This window comes from Pseudomonas sp. S2_E01, assembly GCF_054668365.1.
Window position 1 is genome coordinate 2,786,700 of sequence record NZ_CP162762.1, and the last position, 18,832, is coordinate 2,805,531.

The following is an 18,832-nucleotide window of genomic DNA, read 5'->3' on the forward strand; positions in this document are numbered from 1 at the left end:
CCCACAAGGGCTGACGGTGTTCCCAAAACCTGTAGGAGCGAGCTTGCTCGCGATGGTGGACCAGACACCGCTGGCATCCAGACACCCCGCGCCATCGTTGACGACCATCGCGGGCAAGCCCGCTCTCACAAGGGCTGACGGTGTTCCCAAAACCTGTAGGAGCGAGCTTGCTCGCGATGGCGGTCAATCAATCACATCGTCGGTGACTGACACCCCTCATCGCGAGCAAGCTCGCTCCTACAGGTAAGGCTCCCACAACTAGACCAACATCTGACTCAACACCGCCCGCAACTTGCCGGGCTTCACCGGTTTGTTCAGCAACGGCGCTTCGAGCTTTTGCAGTGAACGCCGGCATTGGTCGGTGCGATCGGCGGTGATGATCACCGCCGGGATCGCCCGACGGAAATGTTCGCGCAGATGGCGCACCACATCACAGCCCACCACGCCATGATCGAGGTGGTAGTCCGCCAGGATCACTTCGGGCGCTCGGCCCTGCAGCGCCGCCAGCGCTGCCTCTTCGTCGGTGGCGGTGACCACTTCGCAACCCCACTCGCCGAGCAATGCGCTCATGCTTTGCAAAATGGCCACTTCGTTGTCCAGCACCAGTAGCCGACGTCCCGGCAGCGGATTGCCGGTGCTCGCCTGTGGCGCAGCAAGGCTGATGGGCAATGGCACCTCCTGGGAAATCGGCACCTCGATGCTGAACATCGAGCCGCGCCCCGGCCGCGACTGCACCTGAATGCGATAGTCGAGGATCTTGGCGATGCGCTCGACGATCGCGAGCCCCAGGCCCACGCCCTTTCGGTCAGCGGCGCGACCGACATCCAGTTGGTTGAACTCCAGGAAGATCGAATCGAGACGATCCGCGGGGATACCACGCCCGGTATCCCAGACTTCCAGGCGCAAGTGTTCGCCGCGCTTGCGTGCACCGAGCAGGATGCTGCCCTGTTCCGTATAGCGGCAGGCGTTGCTGAGGAAGTTGCGCAGGATGCGCGTCACCAGGCGCAAGTCAGTGCGAATGGCGTAGTCGCCAATGTGTGCACGCAGATTCAGCCCGGCGGCAGCCGCCACCGACTGAAACTCCGACACCAGAGGCCCAAGCAATTCGTCGAGGCGATACAGCGCCACGTCCGGCTTCACCGCCGCTTGATCGAGACGGGAAATATCGAGCAAATCGGTGAGCAGGTCCTCCGCACCCTCCAGGGCCTGGTGAGTGCGCTCGACCAGCACCTGCTCGACCTCCGGCAGCTTTCGTTCACGCAAGGTGGAAATCAGCAAACGCGCGGCATTGAGCGGTTGCAACAGATCGTGACTGGCGGCGGCGAGGTATTTGTCCTTGCTGCGGTTGGCCGCTTCGGCGGCGTCGCGGGCATCGCGCAGCGCTTCGGCGATCTGCTTGCGCTGGGTGATCTGCTGTTGGAGGTTGCGATTGGCCTCGAGCAGTTCATCGGTACGCGCGGTGACTCGCTGCTCCAGTTCGTCGTTGAGTTGCTGGAGGCGTTGCTGGGCCTGCTTGCGCTCGGTGATGTCGGCGACGAAGCCTTCGACCAGACCTTCCTGGCCTGGCTTGAGCAAGAGGTTCATCAACACATCGAGGTGACTGCCGTCCTGACGCCGCAACTGGGTTTCGTAACCGTGCAGGCTGCCCTGGTGACGAAGGATTTCGCCGATGTTTTCCAACTCTTGCGCGCCGCCGACAAACAGGTTGCTCGCCAGGTCCGCCAGGGAAAACAGCACCTGCTGCGGGTTCTGGTAGCCGAGCATGCGCGCCATCGCCGGGTTGGCGGCGCGCATGCCCTGCTCCAGGCTGGCCTGGAAAATCCCGTGCACGGCGTTCTCGAACAGCCATTTGTAGCGGTTGCGCTCGGCTTCCAGTTCATCCAGGCGCGCGGCGAGTTCCGGGTAATGGCTTTTGCGCGCCGAGTGGCTGCCCAGGCCAAGCAGCCCCGCAAGTGCGCGTTGCTGGTCGTCAGAGGGCTTCGCCATAGACGACCTCGACATCACGCTGGCTGGACTCGCGCGGATTGGTCAGGATGCACGGGTCGTCCATGGCGTGTTGCGACAGGAAGGGGATGTCCGCCGTGCGAACGCCATGCAAGCCGAGGGTTTCGTGGAAGCCGATGGCATGTTTGAGGGCAATCAGGTGTTCCACCAGGCGTCCGCAGATCTGCCGGTGATTGAGGCCCCGACAATCGATGCCAAACGTCTCGGCAATGACCTTGAAACGCTCCGGCGCCGAGCTGTAGTTGAACGCCACCACGTGCTCGACCAACACGGCATTGCACAGGCCGTGGGGCAAGTCGAGGAAGCCGCCCAGGCTGTGGGACATGGCGTGCACTGCGCCGAGAATCGCGTTGGAGAATGCCAGGCCGGCCTGCATGCTGCCGAGCATGATCTTCTCGCGCAGGGCGATGTCCGTCGGGTTGGCGATCATCTGCACGAGGTTGCCATTGATCAGGCGCATCGCCTCCAGGGCATGGGGATCGGTCAACGGCCCGTTTCCGGTGGACACAAACGCCTCGATGGCATGCACCAGCGCGTCGATGCCGGTGCAGGCGGACAGGAACGGGTCCATGCTCAGCGTGGTTTCCGGGTCGATCAACGATACGTCCGGCACCACCGCCTTGCTGACGATGGAGAACTTCATGCGCTCCTGCTGGTTGGAAATGATCACGAACTGCGACACGTCCGCCGACGTGCCGGCCGTGGTCGGGATCAGGATCAAGGGCGGGCTGGGCACGCGGATGGTGTCCACGCCTTCGAATTCGAGAATGCTGCGACCATGGGCGACGACGATGCCGATGCCCTTGCCACAATCCATCGGGCTGCCGCCGCCGACCGCGACGATGACATCGCAATGGTTTTCCCGGTAGATCTCGGCACCGAGCATGACTTCCTCGACCCGTGGGTTGGGCGACACGTCGGTGTACAGGCAGTAATCGATACCGATCGCCTGCAGGCTGGCCTCGACATCGGCCACCCACCCGGCGGCGATCACCCCGGGGTCGCTGACGACCAGCACCTTGCGCGCGCCGAAGGTCTTGGCGTAGTTGCCCACATTGTGCCGGCACCCGGCACCGAAGATGATTTCAGGTGAAACGAATTTACGCAGCTGGCTGAGACTCTGGCTCATTTGAAAGCCTGTTTCTTATTGTTTTGGAAGATAGGGTCACGTTAACCGATATTGCTGCGAATGCAATCAGACCAATTGACCTGTGGGAGCGGGCTTGCCCGCGATGAGGGTGTGTCAGGCACTGATGGTGTGACTGATACACCGCTATCGCGGGCAAGCCCGCTCCCACAGGGGCAGTGCCAGTGTTGGGCCTAACCGCGATAGATCAGCCGCGACGCCTTTTCGTTGCGCAACGTCAGCTGCGCCATCCCCAACCCCGGCGCATCGGCCTCCTCCCGGGCCTTGAGGATGATCCCGTGGTGCGGCGACTTCGCACAAACAGGGTCGGCATTTTCGGCATCGCCGGTGAGCATGAACGCCTGGCAGCGGCAACCGCCGAGATCCTTGTGTTTTTCATCGCACGAGCGGCAAGGCTCTTTCATCCAGGTATCGCCGCGAAAGCGGTTGAAGCCGAACGAGTCGTTCCAGATGTGCTCGATACTGTGTTCACGTACGTTGGGAAACTGCACCGGCAACTGACGGGCGCTGTGACAGGGCAGCGCGGTGCCATCAGGGGTAATGTCGAGAAACAGATTGGCCCAGCCATTCATGCAGGTCTTGGGGCGCTCCTCGTAGTAATCCGGGGTGACGAAGATCAGTTTGCAAGGATGACCCTGGGCTTCCAGACGCTGGCGGTAGTCGTGGGTGACCTGTTCGGCGCGCTGCAATTGCTCGCGGGTCGGCAACAGGCCGATCCGATTGAGTTCGGCCCAACCGTAGAACTGGCAGGTGGCCAATTCGACGAAATCCGCTTCCAGCTCCAGGCACAGCTCGATGATGCGGTCGATGTGATCGATATTGTGCCGATGGGTGACGAAGTTCAGCACCATCGGGTAACCCTGGGCCTTCACCGCCCTGGCCATCGCCAGTTTCTGCGCGAATGCCTTGCGTGAGCCGGCGAGCATGTTGTTGACCGTCTCGTCCGCGGCCTGGAAGCTGATCTGGATGTGGTCGAGCCCAGCCACCTTGAACTGGGCAATCTTGTCTTCCGTCAAGCCGATACCCGACGTGATCAGGTTGGTGTAATAGCCCATGTCCCGGGCCGCCTTGATCAGTTCGGCCAAGTCCTGGCGCACCAGCGGTTCGCCACCGGAGAAGCCCAATTGTGCCGCGCCCATTTCCCTGGCCTCGGCGAATACGCGTATCCACTCCTGGGTGGTCAACTCCGTGCCCTGCTGGGCGAAATCAAGGGGGTTCGAGCAATACGGGCATTGCAGGGGGCAGCGATACGTCAGCTCGGCGAGCAGCCACAGCGGTGGACCGGGCAGCGTGTCATTCGATCCAGAACTGCGCATGGGCCACCTCCAGGAACGCCAGCACATCCTCGTCGATCCCGGGCACGCCGGGGTGCTCTGCGGCCAGCAACTCAATGATCGCCGCAACGCTGCGCTGGCCATCCACCAGACCGAGAATCTGCCCGGCGCTACCATTGAGCTTGATCATGCCCTCGGGGTACAGCAATACGTGGCAGTCCTGGCGTGGCTCCCATTGCAGGCGAAAACCCCGGCGCAACACCGGCGACTGCGTGCGGTCGATCGGGCTCACAAGGCGATCCCCCGGTGCCAGACGCTGTCCCGGGTGACGGTGTGATACGGCGGACGCTCCAGCTCGTAAGCCATGCTCATGGCGTCGAGCATGCTCCACAAAATGTCGAGTTTGAACTGGAGGATTTCCAGCATGCGTTGCTGGCCCTCGAAGGTCACGTAATGTTCCAGGGTGATTCGCAAGCCATGCTCCACGTCGCGACGAGCCTGGCTCAAGCGGGTGCGGAAATAGTCGTAGCCTGTGGCGTCGATCCACGGGTAATGCGTCGGCCAGGCGTCGAGCCGCGACTGATGGATCTGCGGCGCGAACAGCTCGGTCAATGAGCTGCTTGCGGCTTCCTGCCAACAGGCGCGGCGGGCGAAGTTGACATAGGCGTCCACGGCGAAGCGCACGCCGGGCAACACCAGCTCCTGGGACAGGATCTGTTCGCGGTCCAGGCCGACCGCTTCGCCCAGGCGCAACCAGGCTTCGATGCCGCCCTCGCTGCCAGGCGCACCGTCATGATCGAGAATCCGTTGCAACCATTCCCGGCGCACGTCGCGGTCGGGGCAATTGGCGAGGATGGCGGCGTCCTTGAGCGGGATATTGACCTGGTAGTAAAAACGGTTGGCGACCCAGCCCTGGATTTGTTCGCGGGTGGCACGGCCTGCGTACATCGCCTGATGGAAGGGATGATGGATATGGTAGTAGGCGCCCTTGGCGCGCAGGGCTTGCTCGAATTGGGTGCGGGTCATGGGGGGTTGGGGCATGTTGTTTCTCCGGTTATTTTTGTTGTTGTCTGGGCGGGCCTCGTCGCACCGCCGCGATAAAGCCGGCAGCTACAACACAATACTCATCCCGTCATAAGCCACCTCGATCCCCCGCCGCTCCAGCAACGCCCGCTCCGCCGAGTCCTCATCCAGGATCGGGTTGGTGTTGTTGATGTGAATCAGCACCTTGCGCTGGCGGGGGAAATCCTGGAGCAACTCCAGCATCCCACCCGGCCCGCTTTGCGGCAGGTGGCCCATTTCGCTGCCCAGGCTCTGGCCGACGCCACATACCCGCATCTCGTCATCACGCCACAACGTACCGTCCAGCAGCAGACAATCGGCGCGGTCCATCCAGTTCGCCACGTGGTCATCGATCTGCCCCAGGCCCGGGGCATAGAACACGGCCGCGCCGGAGCGCAGGTCTTCGATGAACAGGCCGATGGTGTCGCCGGGTTGCGGGTTGCCACGATTGGGCGAGTACGGCGGTGCGTTGCTGACCAGCGGAATGGCGCGCAGGCGCAAATGCTCGCAGGCCGGGATGTGGAACGGCTCGTGGTCCAGTTCGATTGGCCGCCACAACAAGCCGCCATTCCAGTGCTTGAGCATGTTGAACAACGGGAAACCGCTGCTCAGGTCTTCATGCACCCGCGCGGTGCACCACACCGAATGCGGACAACCTTCGCGCAGGCTCAACAGACCGGTGCAATGGTCGATCTGGCTGTCCATCAACAATACGCCGGCAATCGCCGTGTCACGCAGACGGCGACCCGGTTGCAGCGGCGCGAAACTCTCCAGTTGCGTGCGGATATCCGGGGAGGCATTGCACAGCAGCCAGTTCACACCGTTGTCGCTCAGGGCAATCGAGGACTGCGTCCGTGGCTGCGCGCGCAGGCTGCCATTGCGCAGGCCGGAGCATTGCCGGCAATTGCAGTTCCACTGCGGAAAACCACCGCCAGCGGCGGAGCCGAGAACACGGATGTGCATGGGCAATGCTCCAGAAGGCAGGCCCGGCCAACACCACGGCTGGCCGGGTGATCGATCAGCGGTTGGCGAAATACATCGTCACTTCGAAGCCAATGCGCAGGTCGGTAAACGCGGGTTTAGTCCACATGGGTCAATCCTCTTCTTATGCCGGGCAATTCCGGTAAGGTCATTAATGCACGGTGCGTGCGGGGGTCGAATGCTACTTTCGAACGAAGGTGTGGGGTGCGTTGGTAGGAGGTGATCAATCTGATAAAAACACAATACCCACTGTAGGAGCGGGCTTGCCCGCGATGGCGGTGTGTCAGCCACATCATCGGCGACTGATACACCCTCATCGCGGGCAAGCCCGCTCCTACAGTGGGTCGTGTTTGCTTCAGAGGGTTAGAAGAACCCCAACGGATTGATGTCGTAGCTCACCAGCAGGTTTTTGGTTTGCTGGTAGTGGTCGAGCATCATCTTGTGGTTTTCACGCCCTACCCCGGACTTTTTGTAGCCACCGAACGCGGCATGGGCCGGGTACAGGTGATAGCAGTTGGTCCACACGCGCCCGGCCTTGATGGCCCGGCCCATGCGGTAGGCGCGGTTGATGTCGCGGGTCCAGAGGCCGGCACCGAGGCCGAACTCGGTGTCGTTGGCGATGGCCAGGGCTTCGGCTTCGTCCTTGAAGGTGGTGACGCCCACCACCGGGCCGAAGATTTCTTCCTGGAATACGCGCATCTTGTTGGTGCCCTTGAGCAGGGTCGGCTGAATGTAATAGCCGCTGGACAGGTCGCCCTCCAGACGCTCGGCCGCACCGCCGGTGAGCAGCTCAGCGCCCTCCTCCTGGGCGATGGTCAGGTACGAGAGGATCTTGTCGTATTGCTGCTCAGACGCCTGGGCACCGACCATGGTGTCGGTGTCCAACGGGTTGCCGCGCTTGATTTTGACGATCTTCTTCATTACCTCGGCCATGAACGGCTCGTAGATCGACTCCTGCACCAGGGCGCGGGATGGGCAGGTGCAGACTTCGCCCTGATTGAAGAACGCCAGCACCAGGCCTTCGGCCGCTTTCTCGATGAACGCAGGCTCAGCCTTCATGATGTCTTCGAAGAAGATGTTCGGCGACTTGCCGCCCAGCTCGACAGTGCTCGGGATGATGTTCTCGGCCGCGCAATGCATGATGTGCGCGCCAATGGGGGTGGAGCCGGTGAACGCGATCTTGGCAATGCGCTTGCTGGTGGCCAGCGCTTCGCCAGCTTCGCGACCGAAACCCTGGACGATGTTGAGCACGCCGGCCGGCAGCAGGTCGGCAATCAGTTCGGCAAAGACCATGATCGACAGCGGTGTCTGTTCGGCGGGCTTGAGGACGATGCAGTTGCCGGCAGCCAAGGCCGGCGCAAGTTTCCAGGCGGCCATCAGCAGCGGGAAGTTCCACGGAATGATCTGCCCGACCACGCCCAGTGGCTCGTGGAAGTGGTAGGCGGTGGTCAGCTCGTTGATCTCGGCGGCGCCGCCCTCCTGGGCACGGATGCAGCCGGCGAAGTAACGAAAGTGGTCGGCGGCCAGCGGTACGTCGGCGTTGAGGGTTTCACGCACGGCCTTACCGTTGTCCCAGGTTTCGGTAACGGCGAGGATTTCCAGGTTCTGCTCGATGCGATCGGCGATTTTCAGCAACACCAGCGAGCGGTCCTGCGCCGAGGTCTTGCCCCAGGCGTCAGCGGCTGCGTGCGCAGCATCCAGGGCCTTGTCGATATCAGCGGCGCTGGAACGCGGGAACTCGGCGATCACTTCACCGTTGACCGGCGAGGTGTTGGTGAAGTATTCGCCACCGACCGGCGCCACGAACTCACCGCCGATGAAGTTGCCGTAGCGCGCCTTGAAGGACACGACGGCGCCAGGTGTTCCGGGTTGTGCGTAGATCATGGTGAGCCTCTGTCTGGGTCGCTGCCCGTCGGTTCGACAGGCGATGAACCGATAGTAGAGAGCCCCGCCGGCCAGACGAATGCGCCGTTGGCAGGAGGGGCTCTCGTTATTTGGTAGTAGATTCGCGCTGCTTCGGCCTCTGTGGGAGCGAGCTTGCTCGCGATCTCGGAATGTCAGTCACATCGTTGCCGGCTGACACGCCCTCATCGCGAGCAAGCTCGCTCCTACAGAGGTCCTGTTAGCCCGGGATCAATGCTTGGCCACCAACTCCTTCGGCAACTTGAAGGTCCAGAGCATGCCGCCCTGGTTGAAGTCCTTCACGCGCTTGGCCACTTCGCCGCCCCACAGCGGTACGGCACCGCCCCAGCCGGAGAGCACGGACACATACTGTTCACCGTCCATTTCCCAGGTGACGGGCGAACCCAGCACGCCGGAGCCGGTCTGGAATTCCCAGACCTTCTCCCCGGTCTTGGCATTGAAGGCCTGAAGGAAACCTTCCGGCGTGCCGGTGAATACCAGATTGCCCTTGGTGGTCAGGACGCCGCCCCACAGCGGCGCATAGTTTTTATGCCGCCACACTTCCTTGCCGGTTTTAGGGTCGATGGCGCGCAACACGCCGATGTAATCTTCGTTCAGCGGCTTGATGGTGAAACCGGCACCGAGGAACGCTGCGCCTTTCTTGTAGGCGATGCCTTCGTTCCAGATGTCCATGCCCCACTCGTTGGACGGTACGTAAAACAGCCCGGTATCCTTGTTGTAGGCCATCGGCATCCAGTTCTTCGCCCCCAGGAACGCCGGTGCCACGAACACCGAGCTGCCCTTGGCCTCGCTGCCAGGCGCACCAGGACGGCTGGCTTCGTTGTAGATCGGCCGACCATTCTTATCCAGGCCGGTGGCCCAGGTGATCTTGTCCACGAACGGGAAGCCGCGAATGAACTTCCCGTTGGTGCGGTCCAGCACGTAGAAGAACCCGTTACGGTCGGCGGTGGCCGCCGCTTTCACTTCCTTGCCACCCTCGGTGTAGTTGAACGACACCAGCTCGTTGACGCCGTCGTAGTCCCAGCCGTCGTGCGGTGTGCTCTGGAAGTGCCACTTGATGGTGCCGTCATCCGGATTCAGCGCCAGGCGCGACGACGAGTAGAGGTTGTCGCCGGGACGCAGGTGCGAGTTCCACGGTGCCGGGTTGCCGGTGCCGAACAGCAGCAGGTTGGTTTCCGGATCGTAGTAGCCGCCCAGCCAAGGGGCCGCGCCGCCGGTCTTCCACAGGTCGCCCGGCCAGGTCTTGCCGGCTTCGCCGCCGGAGATGCCGTTCTCGATGGCCTTGCCGTCCTTGTAGACGTAGCCCATGTGGCCTTCCACGGTCGGACGGCTCCATAACAGGTCACCGTTTTTCGGGTCGTAGGCTTCGATCTTGCCGACCACGCCGAACTCGCCACCGGCCACACCGGTGATCAGCTTGCCGTTGATCACCAGCGGCGCGGCACTGATCGAGTAGCCTTCCTTGTGGTCGGCGACTTTCTTGCTCCACACCACCTTGCCAGTGTCTTTGTTCAGGGCCACGAGCTTGGCGTCCAGGGTGCCAAAGAACACCAGGTCGCCGTACAACGCCACGCCACGGTTGATCACGTCGCAGCACGGACGGATGTCATCGGGCAGGCGAGCGTCGTACTGCCAGAGCTTCTTGCCGGTGCGTGCGTCGACAGCGAACACCCGCGAATAGGAACCGGTCATGTACATCACGCCGTCCTTGATCATCGGCTGTGCTTGCTGACCGCGTTGTTTTTCACCACCAAAGGAGAACGCCCAGGCCGGGCGCAGGTCCTTGACGTTGTCAATGTTGAGGATGTCGAGGGGGCTGTAGCGCTGACCCTGGACGCCCAGACCATTAGTGACGATCTGCTCCGGGTTCTTGGGGTCCTGGAGAATGTCCTGGTCACTGACGGCGGCCAAGGCCGTGCCGGACAGCAGCATGGCACTGAGCAGCACGCTCAGGACGAAGGGTTGGCGACGTACGGGTTGGGTCATGGCGGCTACCTCTGCGGGTTTTTGTTATACCCGGGAAATTTTCCCGGTCTGGTGCAGATTCTTGGTCGCCGGGGGCCCTGCAACAATTGCACGCAGTGTTGAGATTTGTAGTTCCTTGGTAGGGGGTCTTGATCAACACCGCAGCCCTCCTGTAGGAGCGAGCATGCTCGCGATGGTCGTCAACGATAACGCGGGAGGCCTGATCCCCCTCGGCGTTCTTGAATCCATCGCGAGCATGCTCGCTCCTACAGGGGAGGTTACTGGTCCACGCGCTTCATCGCCTCCCGCTCATAACGCGGATACAGATGGCTGACACTGCGGATCAGCTCGTAACGGGTCAGACTGATGGCGGCGAAGCGTTCGGGGATGGGGCTACGGATCATCTCGGCCATGTCGCTGCCATTGGCGGCGCCGTCGCGCATCAGTTGGTCAAGCCAGCCGAGGTAATCGCGCATCTGCTCGAAGGGTTTGGCGTCGGTGGCCACGGGGCCGTGGCCGGGTACGACCCGGGTCCAGGGCAAGCCTTGCAGGGTGGCCATGTCCGCCAGCCACACCGAAAGCCCCGGACTGTTGGGCGTGGTCAGCGCCCGCTGATAAAACACCAGATCGCCGGCGAACAGCACGCCGGTCTTCTGGTCGAGAATAGCCAGATCCGCGCCCGTATGCCCACCCAGGCTCAGCAGACGCAAATCGTGATTCCCAAAAGTTCGCACGCCCGGCACAAGCGTTTCGGTGGGCAATACCACTTCGGTGCCGCGCATCCAATCGCCCACCAGCCGGTACATGTTCTCGGCCATGGCATCGCCCTGCTGCCGGAGCAGTTCAGTGGTGCCGGCCAATGCGGCGATCGGCACGTCCTGGAATGCCTGGTTGCCCAGCACATGGTCCGGGTGATGGTGAGTCAACAGCACTTCGATCACCGGCTTGTCGGTGGTCGCGGCAATGGCCTTGCGCATCGCCTCGCCGTAGCGGCGCGATGGCCCGGTGTCGATTACCACCACACCCCGCTCGGTGATGATGAACGCCGTGTTGACGATGTTGCCGCCGTTGCTCTTGGCGAAATTGTCGGTGCTGCCTTCCAGCAGCCAGGTGTCTTCGGCGATCTGCCGGGGTGTCAGGGTGTAGTCGAGATCAGCCAGGGCCGGCAGGCTCAAGCTCGCAAGCAACAGCAGCATCCAACGCATCGCGCGCTCCTCAAGGTATGGCCGCATCGAATTCATTGCCGCTGTTGTCGCGCAGCATCAGGCGCGTCTGCCCTGGCCCCTCGACGTCGAAGGCCAGGTTGGGGTTTTCGCTGACGGCGGGAAACAGTTCCAGATTGGCCAGCAAGCGGCCATCCTCGGCGCGCAGTTCGGCGTGGTTGATGAAAAATTCCGGGATACCGCTGACCAGGCCGTTGTCCATCGGGTGCGAGACCTGCACGCGCAAGCGATTGAAGTCGCCACGCGGGTAACGCCCGCCAAGCACCTGGCCCAGGCGCTCTTCCCAGCCCGGCTCGGTGCGCACCACACTCGGTGCCGTGCAGCCGCCACCGGCCGCATCGATCAGGACCGAGCCCACATGCCACAGGCCATCGCGCGTCTGCACGGCGGCGCGCAACGGTGTGGCCTGTTCGATGCGGATGCGGATCGACAGCCAGGGCAGCACACCGGCCTGGGGTTGGAAGTCGACAATTTTCGGCAGCGGGTTGAGTTCGGCCCAGGCGAGGATTTTCACCACGTCGCCCTTGAACGCCCGCGCATCGATTTCCAGCGGAACTTGCCGCGCATCTTCGGCAAACGGCGGCGCCAGCAGCTTGACTCGATCATCGAACACGAACGGCGCATCGCCGAGTATCTGCTTGTGGTAGAAGGCCCACATCACCGATGGCACCGGGTCCGGCCCTGGATCGATCGCAGCTTGCGCGGCCAGGGGCAACCAGCAGGCCAGCAGCCAACAGGCGCGCCAGCTCATGGCTGGTACATCTCGGGTACGTCGTAACGCAGGCCGTAGCGGGCGTAAATGGCTTTCACCGAACCATCGAGGATCAGCGCTTCCAGCCCCTCTTCCACGGCATAGGCCAATTGGCGATTGCTTTCATGCACGGCCATGCCGATCTCCCAGCGCTGCTTGCCCATGTTCGGGTAGGCGTTTTCCGCCAGCGCGATTTGCGGGTCAGCCGCTTCGTGCACTTGCCAGTCGATCTCGCCGCGCATGGCCATGACCGCGTCCACCTCGCCGGCCTTCATCGCGGCAAAGGCCTGGGGTACACCGGGATAGTGACGGGTCTTGCCGGCGAGCATGCCGTTGAACACCGAAGTCAGGTAGAACGACGGCACACTGTCGACCTCCACGCCAATGGGGTGCTCCTGGAACACCGCCACGCTCGCCACCGAGTCGAGGCGACGGCGATCATAGGCGACCTGCCATTGCTCGTTCTGGTACGGGCCGAACATCACCACATGGCCGTTTTCCAGTTCGCCCACGTCATTGCGCTTGCGCGCGTAGTCCTGATCATAGGGCACGCGCATCATCAAGTCCGCCAGTTGCTGGTTGTGCAACTGGCTGGCGCGCCAGATGTAGTCGCGCAGGTCATCGTCGAGTTTCTCGCCGGGTGGCGCCCAGATCAGCGTCAGGCGCACGCCGAGCTTTTGCGCCAGGGCGCTGGCCAGCTCGACGTCGACGCCGCGCGCCTTGCCGGCGTCTTCGAAACTGTAGGGAGCGAAGTCCTTGTACACCGCCACTTTCAACTCCCCGGCGGCGATCATTTCGTCATAGGTGCGAACCTGCGCCTGCACCGCCGGGCAGCACAACACAGCGCTGATCAACCACGCGAGCAGGCGCACGGGTCAATTCTCGACGCGAACGCTGTCGAGATAGGTGCGCACCGCCCACAGGGCTTCCTGGCTCAGGTAGTCGGCCATTTTTGGCATGTACACCCGACCATCGCGGACCGCACCGTGGCGCACGCGCTCGACGAACCATTCATCACCGGCGTCGTCGGCGTCGAGCATGCGCAGGTCAGGGGCGATACCGCCGGACTTGGCTTCCAGGCCATGGCACGCCGCGCAGTTCTGGTTGTAGGCCGAAGAGCCGATTTCCACGGCTTTGTCGTGCTCGGGGGATTTGCGGTAAGGATTGACCGTCGCCCAGCCATCGGCATCGACCTGTACGCCGGCATCCTTGATCGGGGTCAGTCCCTTGGTCTCCACGGCCTGCGGTACCACGTTGCCGTGAGCAAAAACCGAACCTGCACTGATAACGCCGGCCAGCAGGCCGGCAACGAGCAAGGCGTTGCGTTTAGTTGTCATTGTTATGCCCTCAGGATTGCACGCAAAACCTCTTCTCAGAGGCTATGGCAGTCATCTTAGAAAGCACCTGCAGCCATCCCCATGCTGCTTTGGTGGTCGGGGCTTAGTACCTTGGTAGTAGGGCTTGTGGTGCACGCCCAAATCAGGTGCCCCATGGGAAATGTTCCCGGCAACGGCGGGACTTTTTCCGTAGTCGCCACCCCACCCCGCAGACCACCCTGTGCAGGCCAAAACCTCCACTGGGAACTGCAAACCATGACAATAAGATCGCTACCCGCCCTTTCCCCCTTGACCCTCGCCTTGGTATTGGCGGGCAGTCTCGCCCTGAGCACCACCAGCCATGGCGCCGACGCCAAGGCGGCCCCGTCCCGAAACGTGACCTGGGAAGACATTGCCAACGATCACCTGACCACCAGGGACGTGCTGCAATACGGCATGGGCACCAACGCCCAACGCTGGAGCCCGTTGGCTCAGGTCAATGACAAGAACGTGTTCAAGCTGACCCCGGCCTGGTCCTATTCTTTCGGTGACGAGAAGCAGCGCGGCCAGGAATCCCAGGCGATCGTGAGCGACGGCGTGGTGTACGTCACCGGCTCCTATTCGCGGGTATTCGCCCTCGACGCCAAGACCGGCAAGCGCCTGTGGACCTACAACCACCGCCTGCCGGACAACATTCGTCCGTGCTGCGATGTGGTCAACCGTGGTGCAGCCATCTACGGTGACAAGATCTACTTCGGCACCCTGGACGCGCGGGTGATCGCGCTGGACAAGAACACCGGCAAAGTGGTGTGGAACAAGAAGTTCGGTGACCACGCCGCCGGTTACACCATGACCGGCGCGCCGGTGCTGATCAAGGACAAGGCCAGCGGCAAGGTGCTGCTCATTCACGGCAGTTCCGGCGATGAGTTCGGCGTGGTCGGCCAGTTGTTCGCCCGCGACCCGGACACCGGCGATGAAGTGTGGATGCGGCCTTTCGTCGAGGGCCACATGGGGCGCCTCAACGGTAAGGACAGCACCCCGACCGGCGACGTCAAGGCACCCTCCTGGCCTGATGACCCGACCACCGAAACCGGCAAGGTCGAAGCCTGGAGCCACGGCGGTGGCGCGCCCTGGCAGAGCGCCAGTTTCGACGCCGAGACCAACACTATCATCGTTGGCGCCGGCAACCCCGGCCCATGGAACACCTGGGCACGCACGTCCAAGGACGGCAACCCGCACGACTACGACAGCCTGTACACCTCAGGGCAAGTCGGTGTCGACCCGAGCACTGGCGAGGTGAAATGGTTCTACCAGCACACGCCAAACGATGCCTGGGACTTTTCCGGCAACAACGAGCTGGTGCTGTTCGACTACAAGGACAAGGACGGCAAGACCGTCAAGGCCACCGGTCACGCCGACCGTAACGGCTTCTTCTACGTGGTGGATCGCAACAACGGCAAGCTGCAGAACGCCTTCCCCTTCGTCGATAACATCACCTGGGCCAGCCACATCGATCTCAAGACCGGCCGTCCGGTGGAAAACGAGGGCCAGCGCCCGGCCAAACCGCTGCCCGGCGAAACCAAGGGCAAGCCCGTGGAAGTCTCGCCACCGTTCCTGGGCGGCAAGAACTGGAACCCCATGGCGTACAGCCAGGACACCGGCCTGTTCTACATCCCGGGCAACCAGTGGAAAGAGGAATACTGGACCGAAGAGGTCAACTACAAGAAGGGCTCGGCGTACCTGGGCATGGGTTTTCGCATCAAGCGCATGTACGACGATCACGTAGGCACCCTGCGGGCGATGAACCCGACCACCGGCAAGGTGGTGTGGGAGCACAAGGAGCATTTGCCGTTGTGGGCAGGCGTGTTGGCGACCAAGGGCAACCTGGTGTTCACCGGCACTGGCGACGGGTTCTTCAAGGCTTTCGACGCGAAAACCGGCAAGGAGCTGTGGAAGTTCCAGACCGGCAGCGGCATCGTCTCACCGCCCATCACCTGGGAACAGGACGGCGAGCAGTACATCGGCGTAACCGTCGGCTACGGTGGCGCGGTGCCGTTGTGGGGCGGCGACATGGCCGAGCTGACCAAACCCGTGGCCCAGGGCGGGTCGTTCTGGGTGTTCAAGATTCCGAGTTGGGATAACAAGGTCGCGAAAAAATAACTCACTCACCACCCCTCCCTGTAGGAGCGAGCATGCTCGCGATGGTCGTCAACGATGACGCTGGACACCTGACACCCAGCGGCGTTCTGGAGCCCATCGCGAGCAAGCTCGCTCCTACAGAGGACGCGCGCCCCTGGAGAACACCTCATGAACTACCTTCCCCTATTCCTGCTCCTGACCCTGTCCGCCGCCCACGCCGATGACGACAGCCCACCCACGATCAACGGCTGCACCCTCGCCGAACACAGTCAGTGTCCCGGCGCCAACCTGCGGGGTGCCAATTTGAGCAACCAGGACCTGCGCAGCATGAACCTCAGCGGCGCGGACCTGCGCGATGCCGACCTGCGCCATGCACGCCTGGACCTGGCCAACCTTGAAAAGGCCCAACTGCAAGGTGCCAACCTGTCCCGCGCCAGCCTGCAACAGAGCAATGCGCGGCTGGCGGATTTTACCGGGGCCAACCTGATGGCGATTCAGGGCTGGGGGCTGTTCGCTCAGGGCGCGCAGTTCCAGGACGCCAACCTCAGCGCCGCCTACCTGCAATTCGCCAGGCTTTCGGGTGCCACACTGCACAACGCCAACCTGCGCGCGGCCGACCTGGAAATGACCTGGCTGAGCAAAGCCGACCTCATGGGCGCCAACCTGGGGGATGCCAATTTGCAGGAAGCCAAGTTTGGGGAGAGCAACCTCGAACAGGCGAACCTCAGTGGCTCGCGCCAGCATTATGCGAATTTTCAGGATGCGAATATGGAGGGGTGCAGTGGGTGCCCGACCACCTGGGACAGATGAACACCAACCTCTGTAGGAGCGAGCATGCTCGCGATGGACGTCAACGATGACGCGGGCTGCCTGCGAGCCAGCGGTGCCTGGTCCACCATCGCGAGCATGCTCGCTCCTACAGGGAGAGCGGAGCAGACCTCTATCCCGCCTTTCTCACCACCCCCAGATCAATCCCCACATGCACCAGTTCGGCGTGGGAGCTGACCTGCAACTTGCTCTTGAGCAGGGTCAGGTGATTGGACACGGTCTTGCTGCTGATGCTCAGTTGCTCGGCGATCTGGCGGGCCGGGGTGCCTTTGGCGAGCATCACGAAGATCTCCAATTCGCGCTGGGTCATGCTTTGCAAGCGCGGGTCTTGCTGTTCTGGGTTGCAGGCCAATTGGGTGGCCAGCGGCTGTTCGATGTACACGTGACCGGCGAGGATGCGATGCACCGCCTCGATCAACACCTGCGGTGCGGACGTTTTGGTCAGGTAGCCTGACGCGCCGGCGCCCAGTGCCTGGCGTACCAGTGGCAGTTCATCGTGCATGCTGAAAAACAGCACGCGCAGTTGCGGCAGGCGCTGGCGCAGGCGGCGAGTGGTTTCCAGGCCGCTGATACCGGGCAGGCCGAAATCCATGATCACCAGGTTCGGCACGGCTTCCTGCACCCTGGTCAGCGCCTCCTCACCCGTGGCGGCTTCGCGCACCTCCATCGCCGGCAGCAAGGCGCGCAACAGGCTGGCATAGCCCTGTCGGACCACAGCATGGTCATCCACCAGCAGAATATTCATGACACCTCCCCAGGCATGTTCAAGACAGGCACGTTCAAGGCCAGCGCCCAGCCGGCACCGGGACGGCTGATGATGCGCAGCTCGCCGCCCAGGCTGCGGGCACGTTCGTACATGGAATACAGGCCAACACCCGGCCTTTGCGGTTGTTGGGCGCCGCAACCGTTGTCGCGGATCAACAGGCGCCAGTGCTGGCCCCGCTGGTGCAGACGCACACTGACGGCATTGGCGTCGGCATGCCGGGCGATGTTGGTCAGGGCTTCCTGCAACAAGCGATACAGATGCGTCTTGTGGGGCGTCGACAGCACCGGCAACTGCGCGCCGACGCGCAACCGGCAGTCGATGCCCTGCCGCAACTGCCATTGCTCCACCAGCAACCCCAGCGCTTCGGCCAGGGGCAGGTGTTGCAACACCACCGGATACAAATCGCGGACCAGCGCGCGGAAACCCTGCTGCAAATGTTCGCAGTTGTGTTCCAGTTCACGCACCGTTTGCGCTACCACCACAGGTTGATCCGCTACCAGCGGTAACAGGCAGGCCTGGGCGCGGATGCCCGCCAGGTATTGGCCGAGGTCATCGTGCAGAGTCTGCGCCAAATGCGTGCGCTCCTGTTCCTGCAACGCCAACAGGGTCTGGGTCAGTTGCGTGTTGTCGGCCCTTGCCTGCTCCAGGGCCAGGGTCATCTGGTTGAAATGCGTCGCCAGTTGCCGCGCTTCCGGCAGGCCTTGCGCACGCAGGCGCACCGTGAGCTGGCCGCCGGAGACTTGCTGCAAGGCATGCAGCAAATCATCGAGCAGGCCCATGCCACGACGCACGGCCCAACGAATCGTCAGCAAACTGACGAGCAACGCCAGGGTGCACAGGCCCAGCAGTTGTTGCAGGGAATCCCAGACTTCGTCGATCTCGTCCCGTGGGTCGACGGCGATCTGCACGCGTCGGCCATCCTGCAAGTCGAGGACACGCGCGCCATGCTGAGCCTTGTCAAACAACAAGCTGCCAAGCCAGGCGTCGAGTCCCTGCTGCACCGGGAATATCGTGGCTTCGCCCGGTTCCAGCCAGCGCACTCGCACGTGGCGCAGACTTTGGGTCAGGCGTGGTTGCAGGCTGGCAGGGTCGCGCTCAGCGGTTTCGCTCAGGTATTGCACCACCGCCTCCGCCGACTGCAGTTCGCGGTCGACATCCGCCAGCGCCTGATGCATCAGCAGCGACATGCACGCCACCGTCACCAGGCTGAAAAACCCGCAAACCCAGAGGATGATCCGCCACAGCGCCGACATGCCTAGCGCCCCGGAATCGCCGGCGTGACCTGCAACGGCGCCGGACGCGGGCCATGCAATTTGTCGACGCCGATCAGGCTCAGGATCAACAGCAACGGCAACAATAACGCCTTGAGAATGCGCATGTTCAATCTCCTTGGGGGTGATGGCCGTTAACACCATGCTAAAACCGCGCCGCTCGCGTTGTGTTACTACCTTGG

The 18,832-nt window shown here is 62.6% G+C and carries 18 protein-coding genes; 2 read left to right on the forward strand and 16 right to left on the reverse strand.

Features of this window, described 5'->3' with window-relative positions; genetic code table 11:
- Nucleotides 1-258: 258 nt before the first annotated feature.
- The 13 genes from AB4O36_RS12635 to pedF all read right to left on the reverse strand — a co-directional run bounded on the left by AB4O36_RS12635 (nucleotide 259) and on the right by pedF (nucleotide 13,667).
- The gene (locus tag AB4O36_RS12635) at nucleotides 259-1,986 is read right to left on the reverse strand and encodes a hybrid sensor histidine kinase/response regulator (RefSeq protein ID WP_460141912.1); all 1,728 of its coding nucleotides are present in this window, start codon (nucleotides 1,984-1,986) and stop codon (nucleotides 259-261) included.
- The gene (gene ercA, locus AB4O36_RS12640) at nucleotides 1,970-3,133 is read right to left on the reverse strand and encodes an alcohol dehydrogenase-like regulatory protein ErcA (protein ID WP_460141913.1); all 1,164 of its coding nucleotides are present in this window, start codon (nucleotides 3,131-3,133) and stop codon (nucleotides 1,970-1,972) included. Before ercA ends, AB4O36_RS12635 begins: the two co-directional genes overlap by 17 nt.
- Before the next feature lie 191 nt (nucleotides 3,134-3,324).
- Complete coding sequence (pqqE, locus tag AB4O36_RS12645; RefSeq protein ID WP_460125627.1) at nucleotides 3,325-4,467, reverse strand: pyrroloquinoline quinone biosynthesis protein PqqE; 1,143 nt, start codon at nucleotides 4,465-4,467, stop codon at nucleotides 3,325-3,327.
- Nucleotides 4,445-4,717: a pyrroloquinoline quinone biosynthesis peptide chaperone PqqD gene (gene pqqD / locus AB4O36_RS12650; protein WP_460125629.1), complete on the reverse strand. Its 273-nt coding sequence runs from the start codon at nucleotides 4,715-4,717 to the stop codon at nucleotides 4,445-4,447. Before pqqD ends, pqqE begins: the two co-directional genes overlap by 23 nt.
- Complete coding sequence (gene pqqC / locus AB4O36_RS12655) at nucleotides 4,714-5,466, reverse strand: pyrroloquinoline-quinone synthase PqqC (RefSeq protein ID WP_460125631.1); 753 nt, start codon at nucleotides 5,464-5,466, stop codon at nucleotides 4,714-4,716. The genes pqqD and pqqC overlap by 4 nt, the downstream gene beginning before the upstream one ends.
- 69 nt (nucleotides 5,467-5,535) lie before the next feature.
- The gene (gene pqqB / locus AB4O36_RS12660; RefSeq protein WP_460125633.1) at nucleotides 5,536-6,450 is read right to left on the reverse strand and encodes a pyrroloquinoline quinone biosynthesis protein PqqB; all 915 of its coding nucleotides are present in this window, start codon (nucleotides 6,448-6,450) and stop codon (nucleotides 5,536-5,538) included.
- 55 nt (nucleotides 6,451-6,505) lie between these two features.
- Complete coding sequence (pqqA, locus tag AB4O36_RS12665) at nucleotides 6,506-6,577, reverse strand: pyrroloquinoline quinone precursor peptide PqqA (RefSeq protein WP_003253598.1); 72 nt, start codon at nucleotides 6,575-6,577, stop codon at nucleotides 6,506-6,508.
- A gap of 254 nt (nucleotides 6,578-6,831) precedes the next feature.
- The gene (gene exaC, locus AB4O36_RS12670) at nucleotides 6,832-8,352 is read right to left on the reverse strand and encodes an acetaldehyde dehydrogenase ExaC (protein WP_460125635.1); all 1,521 of its coding nucleotides are present in this window, start codon (nucleotides 8,350-8,352) and stop codon (nucleotides 6,832-6,834) included.
- Between the two features lie 249 nt (nucleotides 8,353-8,601).
- Nucleotides 8,602-10,377: a PQQ-dependent methanol/ethanol family dehydrogenase gene (locus AB4O36_RS12675; protein WP_460125637.1), complete on the reverse strand. Its 1,776-nt coding sequence runs from the start codon at nucleotides 10,375-10,377 to the stop codon at nucleotides 8,602-8,604.
- 257 nt (nucleotides 10,378-10,634) lie between these two features.
- Nucleotides 10,635-11,561 carry a quinoprotein relay system zinc metallohydrolase 1 gene (locus AB4O36_RS12680; protein ID WP_460125639.1) on the reverse strand — a complete coding sequence of 309 codons (927 nt, stop codon included), beginning with the start codon at nucleotides 11,559-11,561 and terminating at the stop codon, nucleotides 10,635-10,637.
- A gap of 10 nt (nucleotides 11,562-11,571) precedes the next feature.
- Nucleotides 11,572-12,330, reverse strand: a complete 759-nt coding sequence (locus AB4O36_RS12685; protein WP_460125641.1) for a quinoprotein dehydrogenase-associated SoxYZ-like carrier — start codon at nucleotides 12,328-12,330, stop codon at nucleotides 11,572-11,574.
- The gene (locus AB4O36_RS12690; protein WP_460141914.1) at nucleotides 12,327-13,202 is read right to left on the reverse strand and encodes a substrate-binding periplasmic protein; all 876 of its coding nucleotides are present in this window, start codon (nucleotides 13,200-13,202) and stop codon (nucleotides 12,327-12,329) included. The genes AB4O36_RS12685 and AB4O36_RS12690 overlap by 4 nt, the downstream gene beginning before the upstream one ends.
- A gap of 3 nt (nucleotides 13,203-13,205) precedes the next feature.
- On the reverse strand, nucleotides 13,206-13,667 hold the full coding sequence (gene pedF, locus AB4O36_RS12695) for a cytochrome c-550 PedF (protein ID WP_460125645.1): 462 nt from the start codon (nucleotides 13,665-13,667) through the stop codon (nucleotides 13,206-13,208).
- 255 nt (nucleotides 13,668-13,922) lie between these two features.
- On the opposite strand from pedF, the gene exaA reads away from it, so the two are divergent.
- Both exaA and AB4O36_RS12705 read left to right on the forward strand, forming a co-directional pair.
- Nucleotides 13,923-15,806 (forward strand): quinoprotein ethanol dehydrogenase, encoded by a 1,884-nt coding sequence (exaA, locus tag AB4O36_RS12700; RefSeq protein ID WP_460125647.1) that lies wholly within the window; start codon nucleotides 13,923-13,925, stop codon nucleotides 15,804-15,806.
- A gap of 147 nt (nucleotides 15,807-15,953) precedes the next feature.
- Nucleotides 15,954-16,595: a pentapeptide repeat-containing protein gene (locus AB4O36_RS12705; protein WP_460141915.1), complete on the forward strand. Its 642-nt coding sequence runs from the start codon at nucleotides 15,954-15,956 to the stop codon at nucleotides 16,593-16,595.
- 130 nt (nucleotides 16,596-16,725) lie between these two features.
- Here the strand turns inward: AB4O36_RS12705 and AB4O36_RS12710 are convergent, their stop codons facing one another.
- From AB4O36_RS12710 to AB4O36_RS12720, 3 genes are read right to left on the reverse strand one after another with little or no spacing between them, the layout of a single operon-like run.
- Entirely contained in the window at nucleotides 16,726-17,358 is a 633-nt protein-coding gene (locus tag AB4O36_RS12710; protein ID WP_460141916.1) for a response regulator, read from the reverse strand.
- Nucleotides 17,355-18,632: a sensor histidine kinase gene (locus tag AB4O36_RS12715; RefSeq protein ID WP_460141917.1), complete on the reverse strand. Its 1,278-nt coding sequence runs from the start codon at nucleotides 18,630-18,632 to the stop codon at nucleotides 17,355-17,357. The genes AB4O36_RS12710 and AB4O36_RS12715 overlap by 4 nt, the downstream gene beginning before the upstream one ends.
- Before the next feature lie 2 nt (nucleotides 18,633-18,634).
- Nucleotides 18,635-18,757, reverse strand: coding sequence for a hypothetical protein (locus AB4O36_RS12720; RefSeq protein ID WP_460125655.1), 123 nt, complete (start codon nucleotides 18,755-18,757; stop codon nucleotides 18,635-18,637).
- Nucleotides 18,758-18,832 lie beyond the last annotated feature (75 nt).

Coding starts and splice junctions, on each gene's coding strand:
- AB4O36_RS12720 (WP_460125655.1), bottom strand. CDS start 18,757: ATGCGCATTCTCAAGGCGTTATTGTTGCCGTTGCTGTTGATCCTGAGC.
- AB4O36_RS12635 (WP_460141912.1), bottom strand. CDS start 1,986: ATGGCGAAGCCCTCTGACGACCAGCAACGCGCACTTGCGGGGCTGCTT.
- ercA (WP_460141913.1), bottom strand. CDS start 3,133: ATGAGCCAGAGTCTCAGCCAGCTGCGTAAATTCGTTTCACCTGAAATC.
- pedF (WP_460125645.1), bottom strand. CDS start 13,667: ATGACAACTAAACGCAACGCCTTGCTCGTTGCCGGCCTGCTGGCCGGC.
- exaC (WP_460125635.1), bottom strand. CDS start 8,352: ATGATCTACGCACAACCCGGAACACCTGGCGCCGTCGTGTCCTTCAAG.
- AB4O36_RS12675 (WP_460125637.1), bottom strand. CDS start 10,377: ATGACCCAACCCGTACGTCGCCAACCCTTCGTCCTGAGCGTGCTGCTC.
- AB4O36_RS12705 (WP_460141915.1), top strand. CDS start 15,954: ATGAACTACCTTCCCCTATTCCTGCTCCTGACCCTGTCCGCCGCCCAC.
- pqqE (WP_460125627.1), bottom strand. CDS start 4,467: ATGCGCAGTTCTGGATCGAATGACACGCTGCCCGGTCCACCGCTGTGG.
- pqqC (WP_460125631.1), bottom strand. CDS start 5,466: ATGCCCCAACCCCCCATGACCCGCACCCAATTCGAGCAAGCCCTGCGC.
- pqqB (WP_460125633.1), bottom strand. CDS start 6,450: ATGCACATCCGTGTTCTCGGCTCCGCCGCTGGCGGTGGTTTTCCGCAG.
- exaA (WP_460125647.1), top strand. CDS start 13,923: ATGACAATAAGATCGCTACCCGCCCTTTCCCCCTTGACCCTCGCCTTG.
- AB4O36_RS12710 (WP_460141916.1), bottom strand. CDS start 17,358: ATGAATATTCTGCTGGTGGATGACCATGCTGTGGTCCGACAGGGCTAT.
- AB4O36_RS12715 (WP_460141917.1), bottom strand. CDS start 18,632: ATGTCGGCGCTGTGGCGGATCATCCTCTGGGTTTGCGGGTTTTTCAGC.
- AB4O36_RS12680 (WP_460125639.1), bottom strand. CDS start 11,561: ATGCGTTGGATGCTGCTGTTGCTTGCGAGCTTGAGCCTGCCGGCCCTG.
- AB4O36_RS12685 (WP_460125641.1), bottom strand. CDS start 12,330: ATGAGCTGGCGCGCCTGTTGGCTGCTGGCCTGCTGGTTGCCCCTGGCC.